Below are 24623 nucleotides of genomic sequence, written 5' to 3' on the forward strand. Positions count from 1 at the left end.
GGTCCGGCCATGGACGAGGACCGCGCGGACACAGGGAACGAGGGATCAGATGGCCCAGAACACCGTCGTACCGGAGGGCTTCGTCGCCGGGCTCGAAGGGGTTGTCGCGTTCACCACCGACATCGCCGAACCCGACAAGGACGGCGGCGCCCTGCGCTACCGCGGCGTCGACATCGAGGACCTCGTCGGCAAGGGCGTCACCTTCGGCAACGTGTGGGCGCTGCTCGTCGACGGACGCTTCGGCCCCGGACTACCCCCGGCCGAGCCGTTCCCCCTCCCCATCCACACCGGCGACGTCCGCGTCGACGTCCAAGCCGGACTCGCGATGCTCGCCCCGATCTGGGGGTACGAGCCACTCCTCGACATCGACGACGACACCGCCCGCGAGCACCTCGCCCGCGCCTCCGTCATGGCACTGTCCTACGTCGCCCAGTCCGCGCGAGGGATCTACCAACCGGCCGTCCCCCAGGCGCGGATCGACCAGTGCTCCACTGTCACAGAACGATTCATGACCCGATGGAAGGGCGACCCGGACCCGGCCCACACCGAGGCCATCGACGCCTACTGGGTCTCCGCCGCCGAGCACGGCATGAACGCCTCGACCTTCACCGCCCGCGTCATCGCCTCCACCGGAGCCGACGTCGCCGCAGCCCTCTCCGGAGCCATCGGCGCCATGTCCGGCCCGCTCCACGGCGGCGCCCCCGCCCGCGTCCTCCCCATGATCGAGGCGGTCGAGAAGTCCGGTGACGCACGGGCACTGGTCAAGGGCATCCTCGACCGCAAAGAGAAGCTCATGGGCTTCGGGCACCGCGTCTACCGCGCCGAGGACCCCCGCGCCCGCGTCCTGCGCGCCACCGCCCAGCGCCTGAACGCACCGCGCTTCGAGGTCGCCGCCGCCCTCGAACAGGCCGCACTGACCGAACTCCGCGAACGCCGCCCCGACCGCGCCATCGAGACCAACGTCGAATTCTGGGCCGCCGTCATCCTCGACTTCGCCGAAGTACCCGCGCACATGATGCCCGCCATGTTCACCTGCGGCCGCACCGCCGGCTGGTGCGCCCACATCCTCGAACAGAAGCGCCTCGGCAAGCTCGTACGCCCCGCCGCCATCTACACCGGCCCCGACCCCCGCTCCCCCGAGAGCGTGGAGGGGTGGAACACCATCGCGTGAGGTAGGTGGGGGGCGCACCCCGATTCGTCTGGCGCACCTCCCATCGGGAGTGCGCCACACGAACGGCGGTGCATCAACGACGACGAGTACACGGCGTGGGCATCGTCGCCGCAATGTCGAAGGCCCGGCGCAGCCGACGCCCGACGACGTCAGGCGTCGCCAACTCGGACCACACCCAGCGCACCACCATCCACCCGTACGACCGGAACTCGTCTTCCCGTCGCTTCTCGGCGAAGGCGACCCGACTCGGACTGCTCCCTTTCGGCACCAGGGACGAGTACTTCACGAAGCCGTCGAACTCCCCGATCACTCCCTGCCGGTCGAACAGGAAGTCCGGACGTCCGATGAGCCGCCCCGAGGGATCGAGCACCGGAATCTGCAACTCCGGAGCAGGCATACCGAGGGCTCTCAGCATCACCCGACTCCTGGATTCGCCGACACTCTCGCTCCGTGGGTCGAGGAAGTCGACGGCCCGGCGCGCGGAGGTCCCACCACGGGTGGGAGTCGAGTCCAGGCACGCTCGGATCGCCTCGATAGTCGTCGACCCCGAGTTCAGCGCGGAGTCCCCCACGCAGACCGCCGCCTCGAAGTCGAGAGTGCGGCTGAGGTCGGCAATGGTTCGAGCGGCGCTCGTCACCTGGAGACCGTCGACCGACACCACGTCGTCGGCTGCGAGCGGCCCGACGTGCACATGCCTCCGCGTGGTGATCCTGCCGCCCGCCGCACGATCGACCGTCACGTGCACCAGCGTCAGATCGGGTTCCCACAGGGAGAAGCCGTGCACGAGAGCAGCCGACTGGTGACTGACGACACCGGCCGACACCGAGGCTGCACGAACACTGTGCAGATGTCGGACGTCGGCAGAGGAGCCCTCGAGAACAGAGCGCGCGACGTACACGCCCGGGCGCACCGTCGACAGGACGCCGCGTGTAACAGCACGCCGGATCTGGTTGTCGGTCATTCCGCACGCGAGCAACCGGGCACGCGTCCATGTCTCCTCGCCGAAGTTCACCCGTCGAGCGTGAACGGTGAACCCGACACGGTCCACGACCACGTCGAGCCCGGGGATGGCGCTCCACAGTTCGCGTGATGCTCTTGACATCGGGGGTGCACGTGACCGAACGGGGTGCACGACCCTCCTCACCGCTGCACTACCCTGATCACGCCGGTAACGCCCACACGAAACTAAGGACGCGAACCCCGTATGGCCGAGAACCTGACCATTCCTTCCGACCTCAAGCCCGGTGACGGACGCTTCGGGTGCGGTCCGTCGAAGGTTCGGCCCGAGCAGCTGCAGTCCCTGGTGGACGTGGGTGCCTCGGTGTTCGGCACCAGCCACCGCCAGAAGCCGGTCAAGGACGTGGTGGGACGGGTGCGCGACGGGTTGCGCGAGCTGTTCACCATTCCCGACGGCTACGAGGTCGTGCTGGGCAACGGTGGCACCACCGCCTTCTGGGATGCTGCGGCGTTCGGCCTGATCAAGGAGAAGTCGCTGCACCTCACCAACGGTGAGTTCAGCTCGAAGTTCGCGTCGGTGGCCAAGGCGAACCCGTTCATCGGTGACCCGATCGTCGTCTCCGCGGAGCCGGGCAGCGCCCCGGAGCCTACGTCGGATCCGTCGGTCGACCTGATCGGGTGGGCTCACAACGAGACCTCGACGGGTGTCGCCATTCCCGTGTCGCGCCCGGCGGGCTCGGAGAACGCTCTCATCGCGATCGACGCGACCTCGGGCGCCGGCGGACTGCCCGTGAACGTGGCGGATTCGGATGTCTACTACTTCGCTCCGCAGAAGAACTTCGCTGCGGACGGCGGCCTGTGGGTCGCGCTGATGAGTCCCGCTGCCCTGGCCCGTGTCGACGAGATCGCGGCGAGCAAGCGTTGGGTTCCCGACTTCCTGTCGCTGCCCATCGCGATCGACAACAGCAGCAAGAACCAGACGTACAACACCCCCGCGGTGGCGACGCTCCTGCTGTTCGCGGATCAGATCGAGTGGCTGAACGGCAAGGGTGGTCTGGACTGGGCGACCTCACGGACCGCCGACTCGTCGTCTCGTCTGTACGACTGGGCCGAGAAGTCGGAGTTCGCGACGCCGTTCGTCACGGATCCGAAGCACCGCTCGCAGGTGGTCGGCACCATCGACTTCGACGAGAAGGTCGACGCTGCGGCCGTCGCGAAGACGTTGCGCGCCAACGGCATCGTCGACACGGAGCCGTACCGCAAGCTCGGCCGCAACCAGCTGCGCGTCGGCATGTTCCCCGCCGTCGAGCCCGACGACGTCACGGCCCTGACGGCATGCATCGACCATGTGGTCGAGCACCTCGCCTGACCCGTACTGCGTGTCCCCCCGGCTGCTGCACTGTGGTGCATTACAGTCGGGGGAGGCACCGAAGCCGGCCTCGCGCTCGATCTTCGAGCACCCGGGAGCCGGAGCCCTTCGCGACGCAAAGGAGTGATCGTGCGAGAGATCCACGTGATCGGCCTGGCGTCCGACGGTAAGAACATCGTCTGTGCCGATTCCTCCGGCGAGAAGTTCCGTCTGCCGGCCGACGAGAAGTTGCGTGCCGCCGCCCGTGGCGACGTCGCGCGACTCGGACAGATCGAGATCGAGATGGACTCTCTGATGCGACCGCGCGAAATTCAGGCGCGTATCCGATCCGGCGCCTCCATCGAGCAGGTGGCCAAGGAGTCGGGAATGCCGGCGAGCAAGGTGGAGCGATACGCCCACCCCGTGTTGCTGGAGCGTTCTCGCGCTGCCGAACTGGCGCAGCAGGGCCATCCCCTGCGTGCCGACGGTCCCGCCGTCCTGACGCTCGTGGAGATCGTGGGCTTGGCGTTCCGCGGCCGCGGCCATTCGATGGACCTCGCCGAGTGGGATGCCTGGCGCGACGAGGACAACCACTGGATCGCCCAGCTGACCTGGCCTGCGGGTCGCACGACGAACACCGCGCACTGGCGTTTCCAGCCGGATGCGCACGGTGGCAGCGTCACTCCGCTGGACGATGCGGCGTCGGAACTGATCGACCCAGACTTCGGTCGGCAGCTGCGCGGTCTCGCTCCCGTCGCGGTCGCGGCGGATCAGGACGCGCCGTCACAGCAGACTCTGGACGACTACTACGGCGTCGAATCCGACAACGAGCAGCCCGCGGCCGAGGCCCCGGAGACGCCGACCGACGAGGCACCGACCGACACCGAGACCGTCCAGCCGAAGCCCGCACCGTCGCATCCCAGCACGAAGGACAAACGGGGCAAGCCCGCCATGCCGTCGTGGGAGGATGTCTTGCTGGGAGTTCGCAGCAACGGCCGATAGGGCAGTTCGACCACGACAGTGACCGTCTGGAACCGGACGACGAGAGAGGGGCGCCCGGTGGGGGTGGGTACAGCAGCGTTGTGGTTCGTCGATGCACCGGATCCGGTGGCCGTGTTGCGGTCCGGAGTCCAGTCCGATGTCGACGCCGCGTCGGCTCTCGCCAGAAAGCTCCACCCCGGTCTGGAACCGACCCTCGTCGGCATGGCTCCGCTGACGGCGTTCGCCGTCGCCGCCGAACCCGACCGTGTGCTGATCGGCTGCTACCCCGGCATCACCGTCGTCTGTGCGTCCGAGCCCGCGGCGGTCCGGCCGTCCACCCTCGCGGAGAACTGGACCACGCTGGTGGCCGCGAAGCACACTCTTCTCGTCGCGTCCGAGCGTGAACATGCGTGGGGTGCGTTCGCGGAGTGGGACTCCGGGAACCTGAAGCGCTCGTTCAGCGCCGGCCCGACCTACATCCACGAGGACGAGGGTCTGCCCTTCCCGTGGGAGCGGCCGTTCTGGTCGGGCGAGCATCCGCTGCAGTTCGACGGGGAGAATTATCCCGATCCGCAGGCGCTGCCGTTCCACCCGCAGGAATTCGCCGACGCCGCGAGTGCCCACTGGCTGGGCGTGCGCATGATCGGCGGTGCACGGGACGGCGACACCGATCCGGCGTCGGTTCTGTTGTGCGACTTCTCGATGCGTGATCCGAACGCGGCTCCCCCTCCCGACTCACGGCCACCCGTGGAGACGGACCGGCCGGACGAGTCGAAGAAGAAGCGCGGTCTTTTCCGACGCCGTCAGTGACTCGACCCCAGGCGCACACGCTCGTAGAACGCCATGGCTGCCGCGGTGGCCACGTTCAGCGAGTCCGTTCCCGGCGCCATGGGTATGCGCGCCCGAACGTCGGTGGCGCGCATGGCATGTTCGGTCAGACCCGGACCCTCGGCGCCCAGCAGCAGCGCCACCTTCTCCCCCGTCATCGCGTCGGCGAGCGGTGTGGCTGACGGGTTCGGCGTCAAGGACACCAGCTGAAACCCGTTGTCGCGCAGCACCGACAGGCCTCGAGGCCAGTCGGGGACGGTAGCGAACGGCACCCGGAGGACGTGGCCCATCGACACGCGCACCGAGCGTCGGTACAGCGGGTCGGCGCACGCTCCCCCGAACAACACCGCGTCCGCGCCCAACCCGGCGGCGTTGCGGAACATCGATCCCAGGTTCTCGTGGTCGTTGACGCCCTCCAGGATCGCGACGGTGCGGGCGCCGGCCACGACGTCCGCGAGGTCGAGCGGCGGAGGTCGGTGCGCTGCCGCGAGCACACCTCGGTTGAGGTGGAACCCGATGACCTCGGCCATCACCTCGGCGCTCGCGCGGTAGAAGGGCACGTCGACGTCCACCAGATCGTCGGCGAGTTCGGTGAGCCGTCGATCCACCCCGAGGAATGCGTGCGGTTCGAACCGTGAGGTGACGAGCCGCTGCACCACCAGCACGCCCTCGGCGATGACCAGACCCTTGCCCTCCGGCAGGTCGGGGCGGCGATCGGAGGAGTTCAAGTCCCGGAAATCGTCGAGTCGGGAATCTTCGGGGTCGGTGATGTCGACGACGTGTACCACCGGCCCATCATCGCAGGGTCGGACATCGCGTCGGCACGGACGGTACGGCCCGATAAGCTCACCACCGATGACTACCGACGACACGATCACCATCCGCACCGCCACCGAGGACGACTGGGATGCCGTCGCCCTCCTGGATGCTCATGCGTTCGGCGAGCACCAGAACAGCGACGACATGGCCGAGACGAAGCTGCTGACGGCGTCGTCGGAGATCTACCTCGCGTGCGACGGGGACCTCCCTGTCGGCGTCACCATGCATTTCCCGATGGACGTGACGGTGCCCGGCGGCGCGACTCTGCCTGCCACGGGTGTGTCCTGGGTGTCGGTCGCTCCGACCCATCGCCGACGCGGGATCCTCCGCCGCATGTTCACCGCTCAGCACGAGCGCTTCGAGGCCGCCGGCAAGCCGCTGTCCGTCCTGACGGCGAGCGAGGCGACCATCTACGAGCGATTCGGGTACGGCGCGGCGACACAGGGCGTCGACTACACGATCGACCGCCGCTTCACGGCCTTCCGCAAGGAGTTGCCGCCGCCGCGCGGCGCGCGCCTGGTCACGTCGGAGGAGGCCCGCACCCTGCTGCCCGACATCTACAGTCGGTGGCAGCGTCAGACTGCCGGTGCCCAGCCGATGCCCCAGACGCGGTGGCACCGATTCTTCGCCGACCGCAAGAACTCCCGCGGTGGCTTCTCCAAGCTGTTCTTCATCGTGCACCCGGACGGGTACATCGCGTTTCGCCGCGGCTACCGCGTCGGGACCGCGGGTGCCCAGGAGGCCCGCATCGTCGACATTATCGCCGCGACGGACGAGGCGCGCTCGGACCTGTGGCAGGTGATGTGCGGCATCGACCTGGTGGAGACCATCGAGGTGACCCTGCCCGTCGGCGATCCGCTGCTGACGTTGCTTACCGATCGCCGTGTCCCCGCCGTCACGGGTGTCAAGGACGGCCTGTGGGTCCGACTCATGGACGTTCCCGCGGCCCTGTCCGCGCGCACGTACGCGATCGACACCGATCTCACCATCGGCGTCGAGGACCCGTTCCTGAACGCCGGTGGAGCGTTCCGCTTCGTCTCCCGCGACGGCCACGCGGAGGTGACCCGCACGGACGCCGATCCGGACGTCACGGTGTCGTCGTCGGTGCTCGGCAGCATGTATCTGGGTGCGCACCGGGCACGTCAGTTCGCCGCCGCGGGACGCGTCGCCGCGACGTCGGAGAAGGCGCTGCACGAGTTCGACCTCGTCTTCGGTACGCCGAGTCAGCCGCAGATCGGCTGGCACTTCTAGACGCTGGCCCCGACCGTCTCCTCGATGCGGTCCACGTGCGTGCGCCGCACCACGAGGGCCGCTCCGAGGCCGGCGAGCAGTGAGACGACGCCGCCCACCACCAAGGGTGCGCGCGGATCCACGACATCGGCGATCCACCCGAGCAGTGGGCTGCCCAGTGGGGTTCCGCCCAGGAAGCACAGCATGTAGATCCCCATGACGCGTCCGCGCATGTCCGAGGGCACCGACGCCTGGAGGATGTTCATGGCGACTGTGCTGAAGGTCAGCTGCACTGCACCGGCGGGGATCAGCATGACGGCGACGGCCCAGAACGCGGGCATCAGCCCGGCGAGCGTCTCGAAGACGCCGAAGGCGATGGCCGACAGCACGAACAGCCGGATTCCAGGCGTCCCGCGTCGCCGAGCGGCCAACGTCGCACCGAACATCGTGCCGACCGCGAGCACCGTCGACAACAGACCGTAGGCGTCGGCACCCTTGTCGAAGGTGTTGCGCGCGATGACGGACAGACTGAGCGGGAAGTTGATACCGAACGTCGAGACGACCACCACCGTGCCGAGGATGACGCACAGGTCGGGCCGTCCGGCGACGTACCTGAACCCCTCCCGCACCTGACCTTTCCGACGCGGTGCTCGTTCGACGCGGAACAACTCGTCGGGTCGCATGATCTTCAGTGCGAAGAAGACGGCGACGAACGACGCGGCGTTGACCAGGAAGACCCAGCCCGTACCCACCAGGGTGATCCCGACGCCGGCGATGGCCGGCCCGATGATGCGGGCCAGGTTGAAGGTCATCGAGTTCAGCCCGATGGCGTTGGGAAGACGTTCCGGTCCGACCATCTCGATGGTGAAGGACTGTCGCACCGGAGCGTCGATCGCGGACGAGCATCCCAGCAGCAGGGCGAGGATGTAGACGTGCCAGAGTTCGACGAACCCGCCGACGTCCAGCAGGCCCAGCACCAGTCCGAAGACGGCCGCCGCCGCCTGGGTAGCCATCAGCAGACGACGCTTGTCGTAGCGGTCGGCGAGGACCCCGCCCCACACCGACAGCACCAGCGTTGGTCCGAACTGCAGAGCCATGACGATGCCCACGGCGAAACCGTTGCCACCGGACAGTTCCAGGACCAGCCAGTCCTGCGCGATCCGCTGCATCCAGGTGCCGATCAGCGAGACGATCTGCCCCGACGCCCACAGTCGGTAATTACGCGAGTGGAGCGCATCGAAGAGCGACGGACCGCCCGACTGTCGATGAAGTAGTTGCACGAAGTATCAATTTACTCCGGTGCGTGTCACTCGGATTCGTTGACGATCGCCGACATGATGTCGACTGCACGCCTCATCGTGGCCAGCTGCTCGGCATCAAGGCCGCGAAGCTGCTCGGTCAGCCACATCTCCCGGGCGTTGACCTCGTCCTCGACGACCTTCCGCCCCGCCTCGGACAGCGAGACGATGATCTGTCGGCCGTCCGTGGGATGCGGCATCCGCTCGACCAGACCGACGTCTCCGAGCGATGCGACGACGCGTGTCATCGACGGCGGTTGGACGCGTTCACGCGCCGCCAGGGTGCCGGGTGTCATGGCCCCGTCCCGCGCGAGGGTGGCCAGTGCCGACAACTGGGTCAGCGTGACCTGACTGGTGCGACGGCCTCGTAGGTGACGTGTCATCCGCACGACGGCGAGAGACAGATCGCCGGCCAGCGCGCGCAGTTCTTGAGGCATCGCATGAGAATACGACATCCGAGCAGGTGGAACCGACTATCGGTCGTGCTGCCCCGCAGCGCATCCTGCGGGGATCCGTCAGGTGATCGCGTCCGTGATGGGGCCGAGGGCGAAGTAGGCGACGAACAGCAGCGCGACGATGCCGAGAAGTGGGTGGACACTGCGGATCTTGCCGCGACCGATGGCCAGCACCACCCAGGTGATGAAACCGACGCCGATGCCGTTGGCGATGGAATACGTGAACGGCATGACGACGATGGTGAGGAACGCGGGAAGCGCGACATGGAATTTCGAGAAGTCGATGTCGGCGACCTGCCCGATCATCAGCGCTCCGACGACGACCAGCGCAGGCGCTGCCGCCTCGATGGGCACCACCGAGTACAGCGGAGTCAGGAACATCGCGGCGAGGAAGAGCACGCCGGTGACCACGTTGGCCAGACCGGTGCGCGCACCCTCGGCGATGCCGCCGGCGGATTCGACGAACACCGTGTTCGACGACGCCGAGCCCGCCCCGCCCGCCACGGCTCCGAGACCCTCCACCACCAACGCCTTTCCGACGCCGGGAAGGGTGCCGTCCTTGTCGGCGAGACCCGCTTCCTTGCCCAGTCCGGTCATCGTTCCCATGGCGTCGAAGAAGTTCGCGAGGACGAGGGTGAACACCAGCAGGCTGGCCGCGAGAACACCGATGCGCGTGAACGCGCCGAGAAGATCGACGTTGCCGACAAGGGAGAGGTCCGGAAGTTCGAACACGACGTCCGGCAGGGAGGGGACGCTGAGGTTCCATCCCTTCGGGTTGACGCCTTGCGACGCACCGGTGTCGGTGAGCGCCTCGACGATCGCGGCCACGACGGTGGTGACGACGATGCCGATGAGCAGGCCGCCGCGAACCCGACGTGCCACGAGGACACCCATGAGCAGCAACCCGAAGACGAAGGTCGCCGTCGGCCACGATGCGATCGACCCGTCGATACCCAGGCCGACGGGCACCGTCGTTCCGGCGACGTCGGGCACGCGACGGACGAATCCGGCGTCGACGAGCCCGATGAGCGCGATGAAGGCACCGATTCCGGCCGCGATGGCGGCCTTGAGTTCCTTCGGTATCGCCTCGAACACCGCGGTGCGGAATCCCGTCAACGCGAGCACCACGATGATGATGCCGTCGATGACGACCAGGCCCATGGCCTCGGCCCAGGTGACCTGCGGCGCGATGGTGACGGCGAGAAGAGTGTTGATCCCGAGTCCCGCTGCGATCGCGAACGGGTAGTTGGCGATCACGCCGAACAGGATGCTCATGACGCCGGCGACGAGCGCTGTCACGGCGGCGACCTGGGGCACCGGCAGGATGTCGCCCAGGACATCGGTCTTGGCTGCCGCGTCGTCGGGCGAGAAGCTGCCGAGGATCAGCGGATTGAGAACCACGATGTAGGCCATCGCCACGAAGGTGACGACACCGCCGCGTACTTCCGCCGACAGCGAGGATCCGCGTTCGGTGATCTTGAAGTACGAATCGACTCGCCGGAAGGAACCGGCGCGGGACAACGCTCGAGACATGAGGTGGAGACTAAAGCACGACCGGCGTCGGCGCCGTGTCGGCCGCGAGTAGCGTCAGCGCCGTGCCGACACAGCAGCATGCGACTCCCTCTCCCCCGCCCGGACTTCCGGCGCGATGGACCGATCCCGCACCGGTGCTCGCGGCCGGAACGGTCCTCTTCCTCGTCGCGGCGATCCTGTGCACGGTCGTCGACTCCTGGTCGGGCGCTGCACCGACCTGCTGGGCGGGAACCGTGCTGGGCGCGTTGGGGTTCGGCCTCTTCGCCCTCCAGCGCCGCGCGGCTCGCAGCGGTCGGCGGACGGCTCAGAAGGGCCTCGTCGCACCCCCGGACGCCTCCGACGTGTGACCCGGGCTACACCGAAAGTGCCTCTGACGTGCGCAAACTCACCCCTGTCGAGGTTGAGTAACACGAACGTAACGTGGAGGATGGGTTATGTCAGATACGACATCCATTCAGCGTCAATGTCCGGAGTGAACACCACAGTGAAGTACGTCGAAAGTTTCCTCAACCGCCGCCGCCACGTTCGGGCCCTGCGCGATCTCTACGCGCGTGCCGACAACGTCGGTAGCCCCGCGATGCGTGACGAGCTCCTCGTCATCGCCCAGCGCGAGCGCTGATCAGCCTCAGCACAAGCACGATCCCCGCGGCGCCGAACGCCGCCCCGAGAGCCCACCCGGCGACCACGTCGGTGAGCCAGTGGGCACCGAGGTAGACGCGGGAGAACCCGATGAGCAGCGATGCCGCCGTGACCACGGCGGCCGCTGCTCTCGTTCGTTTCCGGGGTAGGTCCATTCGCGCCAGGGCGCACACCACCGCGGCGGCGAACATCGCCGACATCATCGCGTGACCCGACGGGAACGAGAACGTCGAGATGTCGACGAGCCTCTCGGGAAGCGGAGGTCGGTCCCTGCGGAACGTGTACTTGAGCGCGTTCATCAGCCCCCACCCGAGGAGCATCGTCACCACCAGCGCGAGCGCATGCGGCCTCGCGCCGCGGGTCACGAACCACACCGCGACAGCGATCGTGGCCAGGGCGACGCCCCCTGTGTTCCCGACCGTCGTGATCACCGTGACGATGTCCGTGACGACGGGGTCGCGGTGATCGACCATCCAGTCGAGCACCGCCTGATCGGGCCACCGTGCGGGCGCTGCAGCCACTCAGATCACGCTCCCCGACAGATGAAGGACACCGTCGTCGGTGATCCAGAACGGCACGTCGCGCGTCACGGCGACGATTCCCTCGCACCGCACGGTCAGCCGATCGTGGAGTTCGACGACATCCGGCACGGGCCAGGTGACCGCGGCCCGCATCGCGGCCAGCAACGGGTGGTCGTCCACGACGACGGTCACGCCGCTCGACACCACGTCGACGGTCAGCACCGACGACGCGGTCTCGACGTCGAGGAGATCGGCGAGTGCATCGGCGGTCTCGAGCGACCCCATCACCGCCCGATCGGGGGGAATCACCGCGATCCACTTGGCGTGATCCAGCACGACGACGCGGCTCGGATCGACCACGGTCCCCGACAGGGTCCGTACCGCGTCGGGCGGGTCGACGTCGCGAACGTCCAGCCGAGAGGACGCGGCGGCAGCGGCGAGCACGCGGTGAGCGGTGACGGCCACGGCGGGTGACACCGACCGCTCGGGATCGGCCGCCGCCGTCAGGATGTCGGTCGCGGTGTCCGCGTCGTCGACATCGACACCCGCGAGGGCCGACCGGAACTCGGGTGCGTGAGGATGATCGACCGGGTCGAGCAGCCCCGTGAACGTCGAGTCCTCCGGCAGTCGCAGCAACCCCAGCGGTGTCCCCTGCAGTCGCGCGTGTCGACGCAACCACCACGGGGTGTAGCCCGCGCGATCCCGCAGAGCAGCGGCCGTCTCGGGACGATCTACGAGGAGGGTGAGCGCCTGTGCCCACCGCGACTCGTCGACCAGGTCGAGGTCCCGTACCGCGATCAGGGCCGTCGGTTCCGCGGAGTGCTCGGACGATCCTGTGACACTGTCCCACCACCCGCTCTCGTCGTCGAGATCGTGGTCGGGCCCCGTCGGCTCGTCGTCGACGACTGTTCCGAACGTCCACCCGACGCCGACGACTCGCAGGGCGTCGGAACCGTACTGTTGCACAACCGAATCGGCCACCACACCGAACGGGTGATCCGACACCATCACCGCGAGCAGGGGTGATGCGGGCAGCACCAATTCGTCCGCGGCCCGTGCGTCACCGTCGGACGACGCCAGGGGCAGCGCTCCGAGACCGGGAGCTGTGTCGGTGCCGCCGACGGCGCCGGCGACTGTGAGGACCTGGTGCACGAGGTCGTCATCGACGTGGTCCGGATCCTCGAGCATGGCTGCCAACGCAGGATCCGCGAGCAGATCGGCCGGCCGCACGGTCTGTGCGCCGAGCCGCTGCAGGAGCGGATGCGCCGCGTCCGGGTGCACGACGCGTGCCCAGCCGATCGGACCGAGGTCGACTCCGTCCACCAGCAGCACCGTGCGAGGACCGGTGACGGTTCGGCCGTCGGTCAGCGGAACCGGCAGTGCCGCACACTCGTCCGCGTCGGCCGTGTCGTGCACGACGTCCGCCAGTGCGCCGTAGATGCGACGCCACCACTGCGGCGGCTTCGACAGTCCCGACAACGCCTCGACGACCGCGGCCAGGCCCAGACGTCGGGATCCGACCGAGATCAGCGCCCGGGTTCCGGATCGATCCGAGGCGTCGGCAGCGACGAGTCCCGGCACGACGTCGGCGAGGAGGTCTGCGAACTCGGTCGAGATCGATTCCAGCACAGCGGCATCAGCGGGCCTGACAGGCTTTCCGACGGCTGTCGGCACCCAGGCGGTGGCCTCGAGGTCGTCGATGACGGCCGCGCGGAGCTCCTCGTCGACGCCGGACGCCGGCAGACCCGGAACCGGCACCGCCGCAGTGCGATCCGCTGCGGGAAGTTCGGCTACCAGGTCGCCGTAACCCGTGGCCACCGTGGACAGATCCGCGCCGGGAAGAACCCGACGACGATCCGGTTGCAGCGGCACGTCCGCGACCACCAGCAGCGGAAGAGTCAGCACCTCGTCGGATCTCGTCGGGGCGCGCAGGACGTCGCGGCGGACCGGGGACGGCTCGCCCCCGACGAGCGGCAGGAACCACCGAGCGCACGGGGCGTCGCCGCGCCACCACCGGTCGGCGCCGATCCGCACCTCGGTCCACGATCCCGGACCGGGCGCCGTCGATCGCGTGATGTCCTTGTCGTGCAGGGATATCGAGGCCAGCGCATCCAGCTCGAGGAGGAGATCGACGGCCTCACGCTCGGCCGCCTCGACCACTCCCGCCGCGTCACCGACTCCGTTCAGGACGATCTCGGTGTCCCAGCCGTCGGCAGGTACCTCGTCGAGTGGCCACGGCAGTCGCAGTACGGGCGCGCCCACCGCCGGCTCGGGCAGACCTCGCGCCTGAAGTTCCGTGCGGGTCCGGGCTGCGTCGAACACGATCGACCCTGTCGTCGACCGGATCTCGATGCGGTCGGACAGTGCCCGGACGGACGTGAAGCCGACGCCGTATCGGCCGATCGACCCGCCGTCCTTGTCCGACGCACGCAGCGCCGAGAGCGCCTGCACACCCGAGACCGTCAGGGGCGCACCGACATTGGCGATACGGAGCGTCGTACCGTCGTGCCGGATCGACAGGCGACCGTCGACTCCCGCGCGGGACGCCGCATCGGCAGCGTTCTGCGCCAACTCCGTGACGACGCGGTCGCGGTACCCGCCGGCCACCAGGTCCGCTTCGGTGGCCGCATCCTCACGCAGGCGGGTGGGAGACGACTCCCACGCCGCGAGAACCGACTCGCGAAGTGCAGCGGTCCCGAACGGGTCCGCTAGTCCGCCGACGACGACCCCGCGTCGGACTCGGCAGCGTCGGGAGTGGGGACGGTCTCGAGTGCACCGTCGTCGTACGCCGCGTAGGCGGGCGAACCAGCACCCGTCGGGCCCTCGGTGTCCGAATGGGCTCCGCATCCGTAGGACGCGTGGACGACGCGGCCGTCGGCAGCCAACTCGTTGCCGCAGACACCGAACGCCGCACTGAGCGAGCCCTGCAGAGCCAGGTAGAAGCCACACGTCACGCAGGTGCCGGGTGCGGCCTTGGCCATCGGGGCATCGGGACCGAAGTCGCCCTCCGCCCATCGCTCCGCAGCCTCGAGCCGACCCTCGCGGCTCATGACCTGCTTGCGGCCCAGGCCGAGTTCGAGCGCGACGTCGTCGACCGCGGGATCGCCGGTGGCCAGGTATCCGGGCACCAGACGCACGTCGTCGTGACGAGGAGGGAGCAGATCGCCGGGCGCCAGATCGCCGGGACGAATCCGTTCGTCCCAGGGGACCCAGGTGGGGGCGACCAGCGCGTCGGGGCCGGGCAGGAGAGCAAGCTCACTGATGGTCACGGACTCGGCGCCGGGGTGGGCGGCGACGACGACAGCCCACTGCCAGCCGCGGTAACCGGGCAGGTCGGCGGCGAAACGGTGGATCGCGGCGGAGTCGTCGACGGCCTCGACACCGAGGTGGTCACCGACAGCGCCCTCGTCCGTTTCGACGACGGCGGCACGCGCCACCTCGGTTGCTCCGGCCAGAAGCGGGCGGATCTCGGTCACGGAAGGGGCACTCACACCTCTATTTTGCAGCATCACCCCGCTGCGCGCGCCCACTGGGCCGTACAGCGCGGGGACCGACGGCGTAGCGGGTGGGCTGACAGGATGAGCGGATGCGCCCCGGTCGAGCCGTCCACGGTCCGTTACTGATCGCGCTGATCACCGGCGCCGCACTCGTCGTCGGGTGCGCCGGTGATCCCGACGCCGTCTCGACTCCGGCGGACGCGACGCTCGACGTGCGGATCGTCTCGACCCGCCCGCACGATCCGTCCGCCTTCACGCAGGGACTCGAAGTGGACGGGAATCGGCTGCTCGAGGGCACCGGGCGCTCCGGCCGATCGAGGGTGACGGCGTCCGACCTCGCGACCGGCGCGCCGCTGGCCTCCGTCGACCTGCCCGCACCGCTGTTCGGCGAGGGACTGACGGTCGCCGGGGACACTCTGTGGCAGCTGACGTGGCAGGACGGTGTCGCCGTGGCCCGCGACCCCGACACTCTGCAGGAGGTCCGGCGCGTGAGCTACGAGGGCGAGGGATGGGGACTGTGCTTCGACGGCAGCTCGCTGGTGATGAGCGACGGGACGGACACGCTGACGTTCCGTGACCCGGTCACGTTCGAGCCCACCGGCTCCGTCCGCGTCCGCGACGACGGACAGGCGGTCGAGGAGATCAACGAGCTCGAATGCACACCCGACGGTGTGTACGCCAACATCTGGAAGACCGACGAGATCGTCCGGATCGACCCTGCGAGCGGAACGGTGACCGCGGTGATCGACGCGTCGCCGCTGCGCGCGGCACTCGAGGACAGCGGCGCGGACACGTCGGGAATCGACGTGTTGAACGGGATCGCCGCCGTTCCCGACACCGATCGCTTCCTCGTGACGGGGAAGCTGTGGCCGACGCTGTTCGAGGTGGAGTTCGTGCCCCGCGACGCGGATGCGCCGTGAGTCCACCGCACAACCGCGCGTAGGGGACAATGAACGTGTGACAGGTCCGGAGAATTCGCGCCATCCGGGTTGGGACAACTACTCGCCGTCCGAGCGACTCCCCCCACGGCGATCACCGCTGCCCCCACTGCATCCGGTCGACGGCTCCGACGACGTCTCGGCTGCGCATGATGCGCACGCGACGACAGCGGGACCTGCGACCCCGGATCCCGGACCCCGGCGCCCCCGCGTTCCTCGCAAGCTGACCGTCACGCGTGTCGCTGCGATGCGCGGCCGGGAGATCACCGGCAAGGGCATCGCGACGTTCCGGCGGGCGGCGACGGCGGACGGCGCGGACAAGTCCGGCCTGACCGCCCTGACCTACGCGACGATGGCCAACTTCGCTTCGGACGCCGCCATGGCCGTCGCGCTGGCGAACACGTTGTTCTTCTCGGCTGCGACGGGCGAGGACAAGACCAAGGTCGCGCTGTACCTCGTCATCACCATCGCCCCGTTCGCGGTGATCGCGCCGTTGATCGGGCCGATGCTCGACCGCCTCCAGCACGGCAGGCGCATCGCGCTGGCCGCGTCGTTCGTGCTGCGCGCGGTTCTCGCGGTCGTGCTGGTCTTCAACTTCGACAGTTGGCTGCTGTACCCGGCAGCGCTGGGGATGATGGTCCTCAGCAAGTCGTTCTCCGTCCTCAAGTCCGCTGTCACACCGAGGGTTCTCCCACCCGACATCGACCTGGTGCGGGTCAATTCCCGCCTCACCGTCTTCGGCCTACTCGGTGGCACCATCTCCGCCGGCGCCGTGGCGGCAGCCATCGCGTACGCGCTGGGATCGGCCGGCGCCCTGTGGTTCACGTTCGCCGTCACCCTGTTCGGCGCCTACCTGTCGATGCGCATCCCGTCGTGGGTCGAGGTGACGGAAGGCGAGGTGCCGGCCACTCTCGGGTATCACGCGGATGCCACCACCGATGCGATCGGCGTCGTCCCCGCGCCGAGCAAGCGCCGCCAGCCCCTCGGTCGCGACGTCCTGACCGGCCTGTGGGGTAACGGGACGATCCGCGTCCTCACCGGTTTCCTGACGCTCTACGTCGCCTTCGTCGCCAAGTCGCGCACGGAGCACGAACCTCTGCAGCAGGCGTTGATGTTGGCGTTGGTGGGCGCGGCCGCCGGTCTGGGCAACTTCGGCGGCAACGCGGCCGGCGCGCGCATCGCGCTGGGGCGGCCCTCCCTGCTGGTGCTGCGCAGCACCTTCGCCGTCACGGCGGTAGCCGTCGTCGCCGCCGTCACCGACAGCCTGCTGACCGCCGCCCTGGCCGCTCTGGTCGCGTCCGGCGCGAGTGCGCTGGCCAAGGTGTCGCTGGATGCGTCCCTGCAGAACGACCTGCCTCCCGAGTCGATCGCGTCGGGCTTCGGGCGCAGTGAGACCGTGTTGCAGCTCAGCTGGGTCATCGGCGGAACTCTGGGAGTGCTTCTCCCCACCGAGTACTGGCTGGGTTTCACGGTGGTGTCGGTCATCCTTACGATCGGCCTGGTGCAGACATTCGTGACCTACCGGGGTGGATCACTTCTTCCCGGCTTCGGCGGCAACAGACCGGTCCGAGCCGAACAGGAGGTCGCGGGTAGTCGACGGCGCACCCCGACCGGCCGGATCCCGAGAGTCGACACCCCCACCACGAAGGACGCAGCTCTGTGACGCGACGGACCCTGATCGCACTCTCGGCGCTGGTCGCGGTCGTCGGCGTCGCCTTCGTCCTGGTGGTGGGCAACGCGATCCTGAGCGCTCCCGAGGAGCCGCCCCGGGTCAGCGCCTTCGCCGACGGCCGGTACGAGGAAGTGGAGCCGTTCCGGTACTGCCCCGTCCAGGAACCGTTGTGCGACTACGAGGGCACGACCGCCTCGCTCCCGGTCCGCGAGGGGTACCCGCTGCAGCTCTCGCTGCCGGGCGCCATCTCGGAGAACCCGTGGGGATTCGCCAGCGTCTACGCCGACGAGGCCACCGGCACCGTCGTCGAAGCGGACGAGTACTACGCACCGGGCAGCCGCAACACCCTGACGGTGCCCGCGGTGAACGACGACGGGCTCACCCTGATCGGCGTCGAGATCCGGCTGCCGTCGGGCGTCATCGACGTCGACACCGATCAGGAAGAGATCGTCAGCCACGCGATCTGGTCCATCGCGACGACACCCGAGCTCGACAGCTAGCTGTCGAGCTCCCGAGCGACCGCGCGGACCACTTCGGAGATCTTCTGCGCGGTCTTGCGATCCGGGTAACGGCCCTTGCGGAGGTCGGGCTGAACCGTGGCCTCGAGGAGCGTGATCATGTCCTCGACCATCCCGTGCAGCTCGTCCGGCGTGTGCTTGCGCGCAGCGGGTTCCTTGCGGGCGGCAGTGTTCTGACGGACGGACGGCGCCGGTTCGAGCACCGTCAGACTCAGCGCCTGGGGGCCCCGGCGACCGGCGGCCATGCCGAACTCGACGCGCTGGCCCGCCTTCAAGCCCTCGACACCCTGAGGGAGCGCGGACGAGCGCACGTACACGTCCTCGCCCTCGTCCTGCGACAGGAAGCCGAAACCCTTGTCGACGTCGTACCACTTCACCTTGCCGGTCGGCACCGCACTCACCCGTTCAATCCGTTGGTCGTCTCACACGAATAATCGCGCCCGGGTCGCCGACTGCACTGCTCGGTCGGCTTCTGGACGCGACAACTCGAAATGCTACTCCGCACCGGAACGTGCGGGCACCGGAGTTTCTCGGCGCCGACGCCGGTCCGACTAAACTGGCCACCGTGACCGACTCCTCGCGCACCTCCATGCCGCCTCTGCTCGCTGCTGCGTTGATCAGCTTCGGCCTCGGTCTGCTCGCGATCGTCGTCATGTTCCTGGTGCTGCTCCTGTCGGACACGCCCCCCGGCCTGTGGCTCTACCTCTCGGCGATGCTGTGCCCGTTCGGATTCCTGCTGGGCCTCGTCCACGCCTTGCGGAGCGGTCGACGCGTCCGGCGCTGACCGCGGGCGAACCGGGCATACTGGTCACATGCGACTGCTGCTGAACATCATCTGGTTCGTTTTCGGCGGCCTGTGGCTGGCGCTGGGGTACTTCCTCGCCGGGATCGTGTGCTGCATCCTGATCGTCACCATCCCGTTCGGGATCGCAGCCTTCCGGATCGGCGTCTACGCGCTGTGGCCCTTCGGCCGGACCGTCGTCGACAAACCCACGGCCGGCCTCGGTTCGATGATCGGCAACGTCGTCTGGATCATCGTGGCGGGCATCTGGCTCGCGATCGGGCACGTCCTCACCGCGATCGCCATGGCGATCACCATCGTCGGGATCCCCCTGGCCCTGGCGAACCTGAAGATGATTCCGGTGTCGCTGATGCCGCTGGGCAAGGACATCGTCGATTCGGACGCGGTGGGCGTCGTCGGAGCGCCCGCACCGATGCGGTACTGACCACCTCGAAAACCCACCAACCGTAACGAGCGGTCGCGTTTCGGCGTGCCCTGACCGGCTGTCGGCTCCCTTTCGGTCTACGATCCTGTGCGTGATACTGAGGAAATCCGACGACCGCACCTTCGGATCACATAGGATCTTCGTCGCGCTCACGGTCCTCGGCGCCGCGATCGCGGTGTTCGCGCACGACCGGCTGATCCCGTTCGACGTCCCGAAGTTCGGCCTCTTCCAGTTCGGAATCGACGCGCTCGTCTACCGCGCGGGCGGCGCCACGGTGCTGGGCCCCGAACCGCTGTACGCAGGGAATCTCGTCGGCGAGCTGCCCTTCACCTATCCCCCGTTCGCAGCTCTCGTGTTCGCCCCCCTCGGGGTGATGTCCACCACGACGACGCACCTGCTGTTCTGGCTGGGCAACATCGTCCTGCTCTACTTCATCGTCCGGTCCTGCTGGCTGTTCCTCGGCTTTCGCGACGACCGCAGCCTGCGCATCGTCTGCCTCTCGTTGTCGGTGATCTTCACCTGGCTCGAGCCGATCCGTATGACGATCTGGCTCGGCCAGATCAATCTGGTGCTGCTGGCCCTCGTGCTGTGGGATCTGACCCGCCCCGAGGGAAGCAGGCTCCGCGGCATCGGAGTCGGCATCGCCACCGGAATCAAGATGACTCCGGGCCTGTTCCTGATCCATCTCGCGTTGACGCGGCAGTGGAAGGCCCTCCTGATCGGAGCAGTCACCGCCGCCGTGAGCGTCGTCCTGGGATTCGTCGTGCTCTTTTCCGACGCGGTCACGTACTGGTTCGGAGCCATCTCCGACTCGTCCCGGATCGGCGACATCGGCTCGGGCGCGAACCAGTCTCTGCGCGCCTCGATCCCCCGGTGGTTCGGCCTCGACGAAGCGCCGGTCCTGCTGTGGGTCGTGATCGCCGGCGCTGTCGGTGTGGCAGGCCTGCTCGTCGCGGCGGCTGCGCACCGCAAGGGACTTCCGCTGCTCGGACTGATCGTCTGCGGGCTGACGGCACCTCTGGTGTCCCCGTTCTCGTGGGGGCATCACTGGGTGTGGCTCCTGCCGCTGCTGATCGTGTGCATGGACGTCGCTCTCCGGGCGAGCAATCCCGTCGCCTGGTTGCTGCCGTTGCTGGCCAGCCTTCCCCAGATCGCGTGGTTCTGGGTGGCACCCGACAACGTCTACGCCATCGGCACGTTCATGCTCCCGCCGTCCAACCGACTCGAGGCCGTCGCACTTCAGACGGTGTATCCGACCACCGGCGTCGTGGTGATCGTGGTGGTGGCCGTGATCCTGCGCACATGTGACTTCCGCCACATAACGAAGCGGTCACGAACGGGTGACGACGCGGTAGTCAACACGTCCTCCCCGTCCTAGCTGCGGATACCCGTTGCGACACGTCACAACGGCGATGCGACGCGTACACCAGGCGAAGTTATCGAACAGTGACATCTGTGCCCGATTCGTAATAGTGTCCCCTTCGGCCGGAAGTTCGGCCGACGTTCGGCCCGCCGCGCCAAACCTCGTCCCGCGGGTACCGGACATCCCTCACAGACATGATCAGGGACGAGGGCGGGGGACCCACACGTCCTTCGTAGATATCCGGCCGGCTCTCGCGGCGCCCCACCGGGCCCCGAGCAGTCGACCTAGGGGTGAAGCCTCTCCGCTCCAGCCAGGAGCGCACCGAGGCCGGGCTACCTCTCAGCCCGAATCCGACAGCTGACCTCGCAGGCGCGTGTGGAGAGGATTTCTACCCTTATGAGCGGACGTCATCGCAAGCCGAGCACCACGGGCAAGACCGTCGCCAAGGTCGCCGTCACCGGCGCACTGGTCGGCACCGCAGGTCTCGCATTCAGCGGCACGGCCAACGCAGCCCCCGATTCCGACTGGGACCGTCTCTCGCAGTGCGAGGCCGGCGGCAACTGGGGCATCAACACCGGCAACGGGTTCCAGGGCGGACTGCAGTTCTCCCCGAGCACGTGGACCAGCCACGGCGGCGGCGAGTACGCGGCCACCGCGAACCAGGCCAGCCGCGAAGAGCAGATCGTCGTCGCCGAGCGCGTGCTCGAGTCGCAGGGTTGGGGCGCATGGCCGTCCTGCTCCTCGCAGCTCGGACTGAGCAGCGGCCCGACGCAGCGCGACGCACCGGCGACCACGGCGCCCACCGCACCGGCACTCCCCGATCTGACGAGCATCCCGTCGACCGAGCAGGCCGTACAGGGACTGACCCAGGTCGTCCAGAACTTCACCAACGACCCGGCGATCCTCGGATTCGTCCAGGCCGCAGCCGGAGACCCCCAGATCGCGAGCTTCATCGCCGCGAACCAGGATCTCCTGCCTCGCTGACGCTCCACTCGTACGAGAAGGGCCCCACCGCATGCGGTGGGGCCCTTCTCGTCGTCCGGGTCAGCGGTTGATGACCGTATGCGGATGTGCGTACGGAAGTGACTCGGCCGGCAACGGAAACTCGGTCTCCTCGCCGTACGGCGACAGACTGCCGGCGCGAGCGGACGCCAGTTCCGTCACGGGATGGTCGTCGTCGTCAGCACTGTGAGGCCAGCCCGGATCGACGTATCGCTTCTTCTCTTTGTTCGCCATGCTTCATTTCACCATTACGAAGGGCACGTCTGCCAGTCCTGGTCTGCAGTCGCCGCCACCGAAGTCTCTAGGCTTGACGGCGATGACCGACAACGAGGGCGATCGGGCGGACTCACTCACCGAGTGGCTGTCCTCCCGAAGCGACGACGAACTGGCCGAACTGCTGCGTCTGCGGCCGGACCTGACCATCCCGCCGCCTCCCACCCTCGACGTGCTCGCCGGCAGATCCCACCAGCGGGCGTCGGTGCTGCGTGCCGCGGAGGACCTGGACACTCTGTGCCTCACGGTCCTCGAACTGCTCGCTCACGAAGGCGGCGACACGGACCCGGTACCGCGGAGCCGCCTCGACGAGCTGGTGGACAAGCGCGCGACGAAGAAGGCCGTCGACGCGGCACTGGCCCTGCTGCGCACCCGCGCCCTGATCCGGGGAACGACGTCGCTGACGATGGTGGCCGCGGCGCGGGACGCGGTCCCCTGGCGCGTCGGCAGATTCCTCGACGCCGATTCCGGGTTGACCGCCGAGGTGGTGGCCGACAAGCTCGCGGCCGTCGACGACCGCAGTCGTGACCTGTTGACCACGCTGACGCGCTCGTCGTCGATAGGACGCACACGCGACGCGGCGCCGGGCACCCCGGCGGACCGGCCGGTGCAGCAACTGTTGGCCTCCGGGCTCCTGACCTGGCTGGACGACAACACCGTCGAACTTCCGCCGCAGGTGTCCCAGACGCTGCGCGGCGAGCCCGTGACCGACCCGCTCGCGCTCACGCCTCCGACTCCGTCGACCCAGCAGGTCAAGGTCGCCGACGTCGACGCCGCCGCGGCCGGCGAAGCACTCGAGCTGCTGCGGCAGAGCGAGAACATCCTCGCCGCGCTCGGCCGGACACCTGCCCCCGCGCTCAAGGCGGGCGGACTGGGTGTGCGGGAGATCCGGCGCATCGGGAAGTCGACCGACCTCGACGAGGCGCGGGTCGGTCTGCTGCTGGAGTTGCTGTCCGCTGCCGGACTCGTCGCCGTCGGCCTGCCGGACTCGGGCCCCGCCGGCGACATCGACGACCTCTGGGCCCCCACACCGACAGCCGACGCATGGCTCACGGCCGGCCCGGACCGCCGCTGGGCTGCGCTGGCGGGCGGATGGCTGGACCTCGCGCGCGTGCCGTGGCTCATCGGGATGCGGGACTCGAACGACAAGCCGATCGCGGCGCTGTCCGACGAGGCGAGGTCCGCAGCCGCCCCCCGCGACCGACGCGTCGTGCTGTCGGTGCTCGCGGACCTCCCGTCCGGTCGCGCAGCCGCCACCGAGGACGTGGTCCGTATCGCCACGTGGCGACGGCCTCGCCTGGCCGGTCGACTCGGTGTCGGCCCGGTCTCGCGCTATCTCGCCGAGGCGACGACGCTCGGCATCGTCGGACGCGGTGCGCTGTCGACTCCCGGCCGGGCCCTGCTGTCGGATCCGGACACGGCGGCAGCCGCGATGAACCGGGTCCTCCCGGACCCCATCGACTACGTCCTGGTCCAGGCGGACCTGACCGTGGTGGCTCCCGGCCCGCTGACTCCCGAACTGGCCCAGCGGATGGCCGCGGTGGCGGACATCGAATCGGCAGGTGCCGCGACGATGTACCGCGTCGACGAGAAGACCCTCCGCCGCGCGCTCGACGGCGGATCCACCGCGGCGGAGATCCACTCGCTGTTCGGCGTGCACTCGCGCACTCCGGTCCCCCAGGCGCTGACCTACCTCATCGACGACGTCGCGCGTCGTCACGGCCGGCTGCGGGCCGGTGTCGCGTCCTCCTTCGTGCGGTGCGAGGACCCGGCCCTGCTCGCCGAGGTCCTCTCCTCCCCCGCGGCCGAGGCTCTGGCGTTGCGCGCACTCGCCCCGACGGTCGCGGTGTCGCAGGCCCCGCTGGCCGACGTTCTCGCCGGATTGCGTACCGCCGGGTTCGCGCCGGCCGGCGAGGATTCGTCCGGCACCATCGTCGACGTGCGCGAGCGCGGCGCCAGGGTGGTCCCGCGGCGGGGTCGGTCGCCGTACCGGACGCCCGCCGTGCCGACAGACGAGCAGTTGGGCCGCCTGGTGTCGGAGATGCGTGCGGGAACGAAGGCCGGGGACGTCCGGCGCTCGGAACGCGAACGGGTGCGCTCGGACGGCACCCGCGCGTCCGGAGCCGCCACGATCGCTCTGCTGCAACGTGCCGCGGTCTCCCGGTCCCCGATCAGCATCGGATACGTCGATGCCGCGGGAGTGTCGAGCAATCGCGTCGTGGAACCGGTCGGCGTGGGCGGCGGCCAACTGGACGCGTGGGACGCCGATGCCGGTGTCATGCGTCACTTCACCCTGCACCGCATCACGTCGGTTGCTCTGCTGGGGTGAGGCCCTGTCGTACGCAGAGGGCACA

25 protein-coding genes and 1 riboswitch are annotated in these 24623 nt (G+C 68.8%); of the genes, 15 read left to right on the forward strand and 10 right to left on the reverse strand.

All coding sequences use genetic code 11. From position 1 onward, the window contains the following. Positions 1-49: 49 nt before the first annotated feature. Positions 50-1171, forward strand: a complete 1122-nt coding sequence (locus ASG64_RS04265; RefSeq protein ID WP_042575887.1) for a citrate synthase 2 — start codon at positions 50-52, stop codon at positions 1169-1171. A gap of 73 nt (positions 1172-1244) precedes the next feature. Here the strand turns inward: ASG64_RS04265 and ASG64_RS04270 are convergent, their stop codons facing one another. Next, positions 1245-2273: a type IV toxin-antitoxin system AbiEi family antitoxin domain-containing protein gene (locus ASG64_RS04270; RefSeq protein ID WP_200933417.1), complete on the reverse strand. Its 1029-nt coding sequence runs from the start codon at positions 2271-2273 to the stop codon at positions 1245-1247. Between the two features lie 102 nt (positions 2274-2375). Between ASG64_RS04270 and serC the strand changes: the two genes are divergently transcribed. The 3 genes from serC to ASG64_RS04285 all read left to right on the forward strand — a co-directional run bounded on the left by serC (position 2376) and on the right by ASG64_RS04285 (position 5267). Then, a complete protein-coding gene (gene serC, locus ASG64_RS04275; RefSeq protein ID WP_042575886.1) occupies positions 2376-3497 on the forward strand; it encodes a phosphoserine transaminase in 1122 nt (373 codons plus the stop codon). A 129-nt stretch (positions 3498-3626) separates the two neighbouring features. After that, positions 3627-4478, forward strand: a complete 852-nt coding sequence (gene sepH / locus ASG64_RS04280; protein WP_042575903.1) for a septation protein SepH — start codon at positions 3627-3629, stop codon at positions 4476-4478. Between the two features lie 57 nt (positions 4479-4535). Continuing rightward, on the forward strand, positions 4536-5267 hold the full coding sequence (locus ASG64_RS04285) for a DUF6928 family protein (RefSeq protein ID WP_056070309.1): 732 nt from the start codon (positions 4536-4538) through the stop codon (positions 5265-5267). Here the strand turns inward: ASG64_RS04285 and ASG64_RS04290 are convergent. Further along, positions 5261-6073 (reverse strand): TrmH family RNA methyltransferase, encoded by an 813-nt coding sequence (locus ASG64_RS04290; protein WP_056070310.1) that lies wholly within the window; start codon positions 6071-6073, stop codon positions 5261-5263. The two genes, ASG64_RS04285 and ASG64_RS04290, sit on opposite strands and share 7 nt — an antisense overlap. A 67-nt stretch (positions 6074-6140) precedes the next feature. On the opposite strand from ASG64_RS04290, the gene ASG64_RS04295 reads away from it, so the two are divergent. Beyond that, a complete protein-coding gene (locus ASG64_RS04295) occupies positions 6141-7355 on the forward strand; it encodes a GNAT family N-acetyltransferase (RefSeq protein WP_056070313.1) in 1215 nt (404 codons plus the stop codon). On the opposite strand, the gene ASG64_RS04300 is transcribed toward ASG64_RS04295, so the two are convergent. The 3 genes from ASG64_RS04300 to ASG64_RS04310 form a co-directional block, all read right to left on the reverse strand. After that, positions 7352-8614, reverse strand: coding sequence for an MFS transporter (locus tag ASG64_RS04300; protein ID WP_056070315.1), 1263 nt, complete (start codon positions 8612-8614; stop codon positions 7352-7354). The genes ASG64_RS04295 and ASG64_RS04300 overlap by 4 nt on opposite strands. A gap of 26 nt (positions 8615-8640) precedes the next feature. After that, complete coding sequence (locus ASG64_RS04305; RefSeq protein ID WP_042573839.1) at positions 8641-9069, reverse strand: MarR family winged helix-turn-helix transcriptional regulator; 429 nt, start codon at positions 9067-9069, stop codon at positions 8641-8643. A 78-nt stretch (positions 9070-9147) separates the two neighbouring features. Then, positions 9148-10620, reverse strand: a complete 1473-nt coding sequence (locus ASG64_RS04310; protein ID WP_056070318.1) for an NCS2 family permease — start codon at positions 10618-10620, stop codon at positions 9148-9150. A 62-nt stretch (positions 10621-10682) separates the two neighbouring features. On the opposite strand from ASG64_RS04310, the gene ASG64_RS04315 reads away from it, so the two are divergent. Both ASG64_RS04315 and ASG64_RS21445 read left to right on the forward strand, forming a co-directional pair. Next, entirely contained in the window at positions 10683-10967 is a 285-nt protein-coding gene (locus ASG64_RS04315) for a DUF2530 domain-containing protein (RefSeq protein ID WP_056072668.1), read from the forward strand. A 125-nt stretch (positions 10968-11092) separates the two neighbouring features. Continuing rightward, complete coding sequence (locus ASG64_RS21445; RefSeq protein ID WP_156148826.1) at positions 11093-11239, forward strand: hypothetical protein; 147 nt, start codon at positions 11093-11095, stop codon at positions 11237-11239. Here ASG64_RS21445 and ASG64_RS04320 read toward each other — a convergent pair. From ASG64_RS04320 to ASG64_RS04330, 3 genes are all read right to left on the reverse strand, one after another. After that, a complete protein-coding gene (locus tag ASG64_RS04320; protein WP_235579481.1) occupies positions 11217-11780 on the reverse strand; it encodes a phosphatase PAP2 family protein in 564 nt (187 codons plus the stop codon). The two genes, ASG64_RS21445 and ASG64_RS04320, sit on opposite strands and share 23 nt — an antisense overlap. Beyond that, positions 11781-14387: a sacsin N-terminal ATP-binding-like domain-containing protein gene (locus ASG64_RS04325; RefSeq protein ID WP_200933418.1), complete on the reverse strand. Its 2607-nt coding sequence runs from the start codon at positions 14385-14387 to the stop codon at positions 11781-11783. A 101-nt stretch (positions 14388-14488) separates the two neighbouring features. After that, positions 14489-15289, reverse strand: a complete 801-nt coding sequence (locus tag ASG64_RS04330; protein ID WP_056072673.1) for a DUF3027 domain-containing protein — start codon at positions 15287-15289, stop codon at positions 14489-14491. A gap of 77 nt (positions 15290-15366) precedes the next feature. Between ASG64_RS04330 and ASG64_RS04335 the strand changes: the two genes are divergently transcribed. From ASG64_RS04335 to ASG64_RS04345, 3 genes are read left to right on the forward strand one after another with little or no spacing between them, the layout of a single operon-like run. Continuing rightward, positions 15367-16197, forward strand: a complete 831-nt coding sequence (locus ASG64_RS04335; RefSeq protein WP_056070321.1) for a glutaminyl-peptide cyclotransferase — start codon at positions 15367-15369, stop codon at positions 16195-16197. Then, positions 16187-17878, forward strand: coding sequence for an MFS transporter (locus ASG64_RS04340; RefSeq protein WP_082518055.1), 1692 nt, complete (start codon positions 16187-16189; stop codon positions 17876-17878). Before ASG64_RS04335 ends, ASG64_RS04340 begins: the two co-directional genes overlap by 11 nt. Next, entirely contained in the window at positions 17875-18387 is a 513-nt protein-coding gene (locus tag ASG64_RS04345; RefSeq protein ID WP_056070325.1) for a DUF2771 domain-containing protein, read from the forward strand. The genes ASG64_RS04340 and ASG64_RS04345 overlap by 4 nt, the downstream gene beginning before the upstream one ends. Here ASG64_RS04345 and ASG64_RS04350 read toward each other — a convergent pair. After that, positions 18384-18797 (reverse strand): cold-shock protein, encoded by a 414-nt coding sequence (locus ASG64_RS04350; RefSeq protein WP_200933439.1) that lies wholly within the window; start codon positions 18795-18797, stop codon positions 18384-18386. The two genes, ASG64_RS04345 and ASG64_RS04350, sit on opposite strands and share 4 nt — an antisense overlap. Positions 18798-18970: 173 nt before the next feature. Between ASG64_RS04350 and ASG64_RS04355 the strand changes: the two genes are divergently transcribed. The 4 genes from ASG64_RS04355 to ASG64_RS04370 all read left to right on the forward strand — a co-directional run bounded on the left by ASG64_RS04355 (position 18971) and on the right by ASG64_RS04370 (position 21978). After that, the gene (locus ASG64_RS04355; RefSeq protein ID WP_442970471.1) at positions 18971-19189 is read left to right on the forward strand and encodes a hypothetical protein; all 219 of its coding nucleotides are present in this window, start codon (positions 18971-18973) and stop codon (positions 19187-19189) included. A gap of 28 nt (positions 19190-19217) precedes the next feature. Continuing rightward, positions 19218-19631, forward strand: a complete 414-nt coding sequence (locus ASG64_RS04360) for a YccF domain-containing protein (RefSeq protein WP_056070333.1) — start codon at positions 19218-19220, stop codon at positions 19629-19631. 91 nt (positions 19632-19722) lie between these two features. Continuing rightward, positions 19723-21009, forward strand: a complete 1287-nt coding sequence (locus tag ASG64_RS04365) for a glycosyltransferase 87 family protein (protein WP_056070336.1) — start codon at positions 19723-19725, stop codon at positions 21007-21009. A 166-nt stretch (positions 21010-21175) separates the two neighbouring features. Continuing rightward, a riboswitch (cyclic di-AMP (ydaO/yuaA leader) is annotated at positions 21176-21382 on the forward strand. 8 nt (positions 21383-21390) lie between these two features. Continuing rightward, entirely contained in the window at positions 21391-21978 is a 588-nt protein-coding gene (locus ASG64_RS04370; protein WP_042573845.1) for a transglycosylase family protein, read from the forward strand. Between the two features lie 60 nt (positions 21979-22038). Here ASG64_RS04370 and ASG64_RS04375 read toward each other — a convergent pair whose 3' ends face one another. Further along, complete coding sequence (locus ASG64_RS04375; protein WP_042573846.1) at positions 22039-22230, reverse strand: hypothetical protein; 192 nt, start codon at positions 22228-22230, stop codon at positions 22039-22041. 82 nt (positions 22231-22312) lie between these two features. On the opposite strand from ASG64_RS04375, the gene ASG64_RS04380 reads away from it, so the two are divergent. Beyond that, positions 22313-24598, forward strand: coding sequence for a helicase-associated domain-containing protein (locus ASG64_RS04380; RefSeq protein ID WP_056070339.1), 2286 nt, complete (start codon positions 22313-22315; stop codon positions 24596-24598). Positions 24599-24623: the final 25 nt, after the last annotated feature.

The sequence above is a fragment of the Rhodococcus sp. Leaf247 genome (genome assembly GCF_001426185.1).
Classification (GTDB): domain Bacteria; phylum Actinomycetota; class Actinomycetes; order Mycobacteriales; family Mycobacteriaceae; genus Rhodococcoides.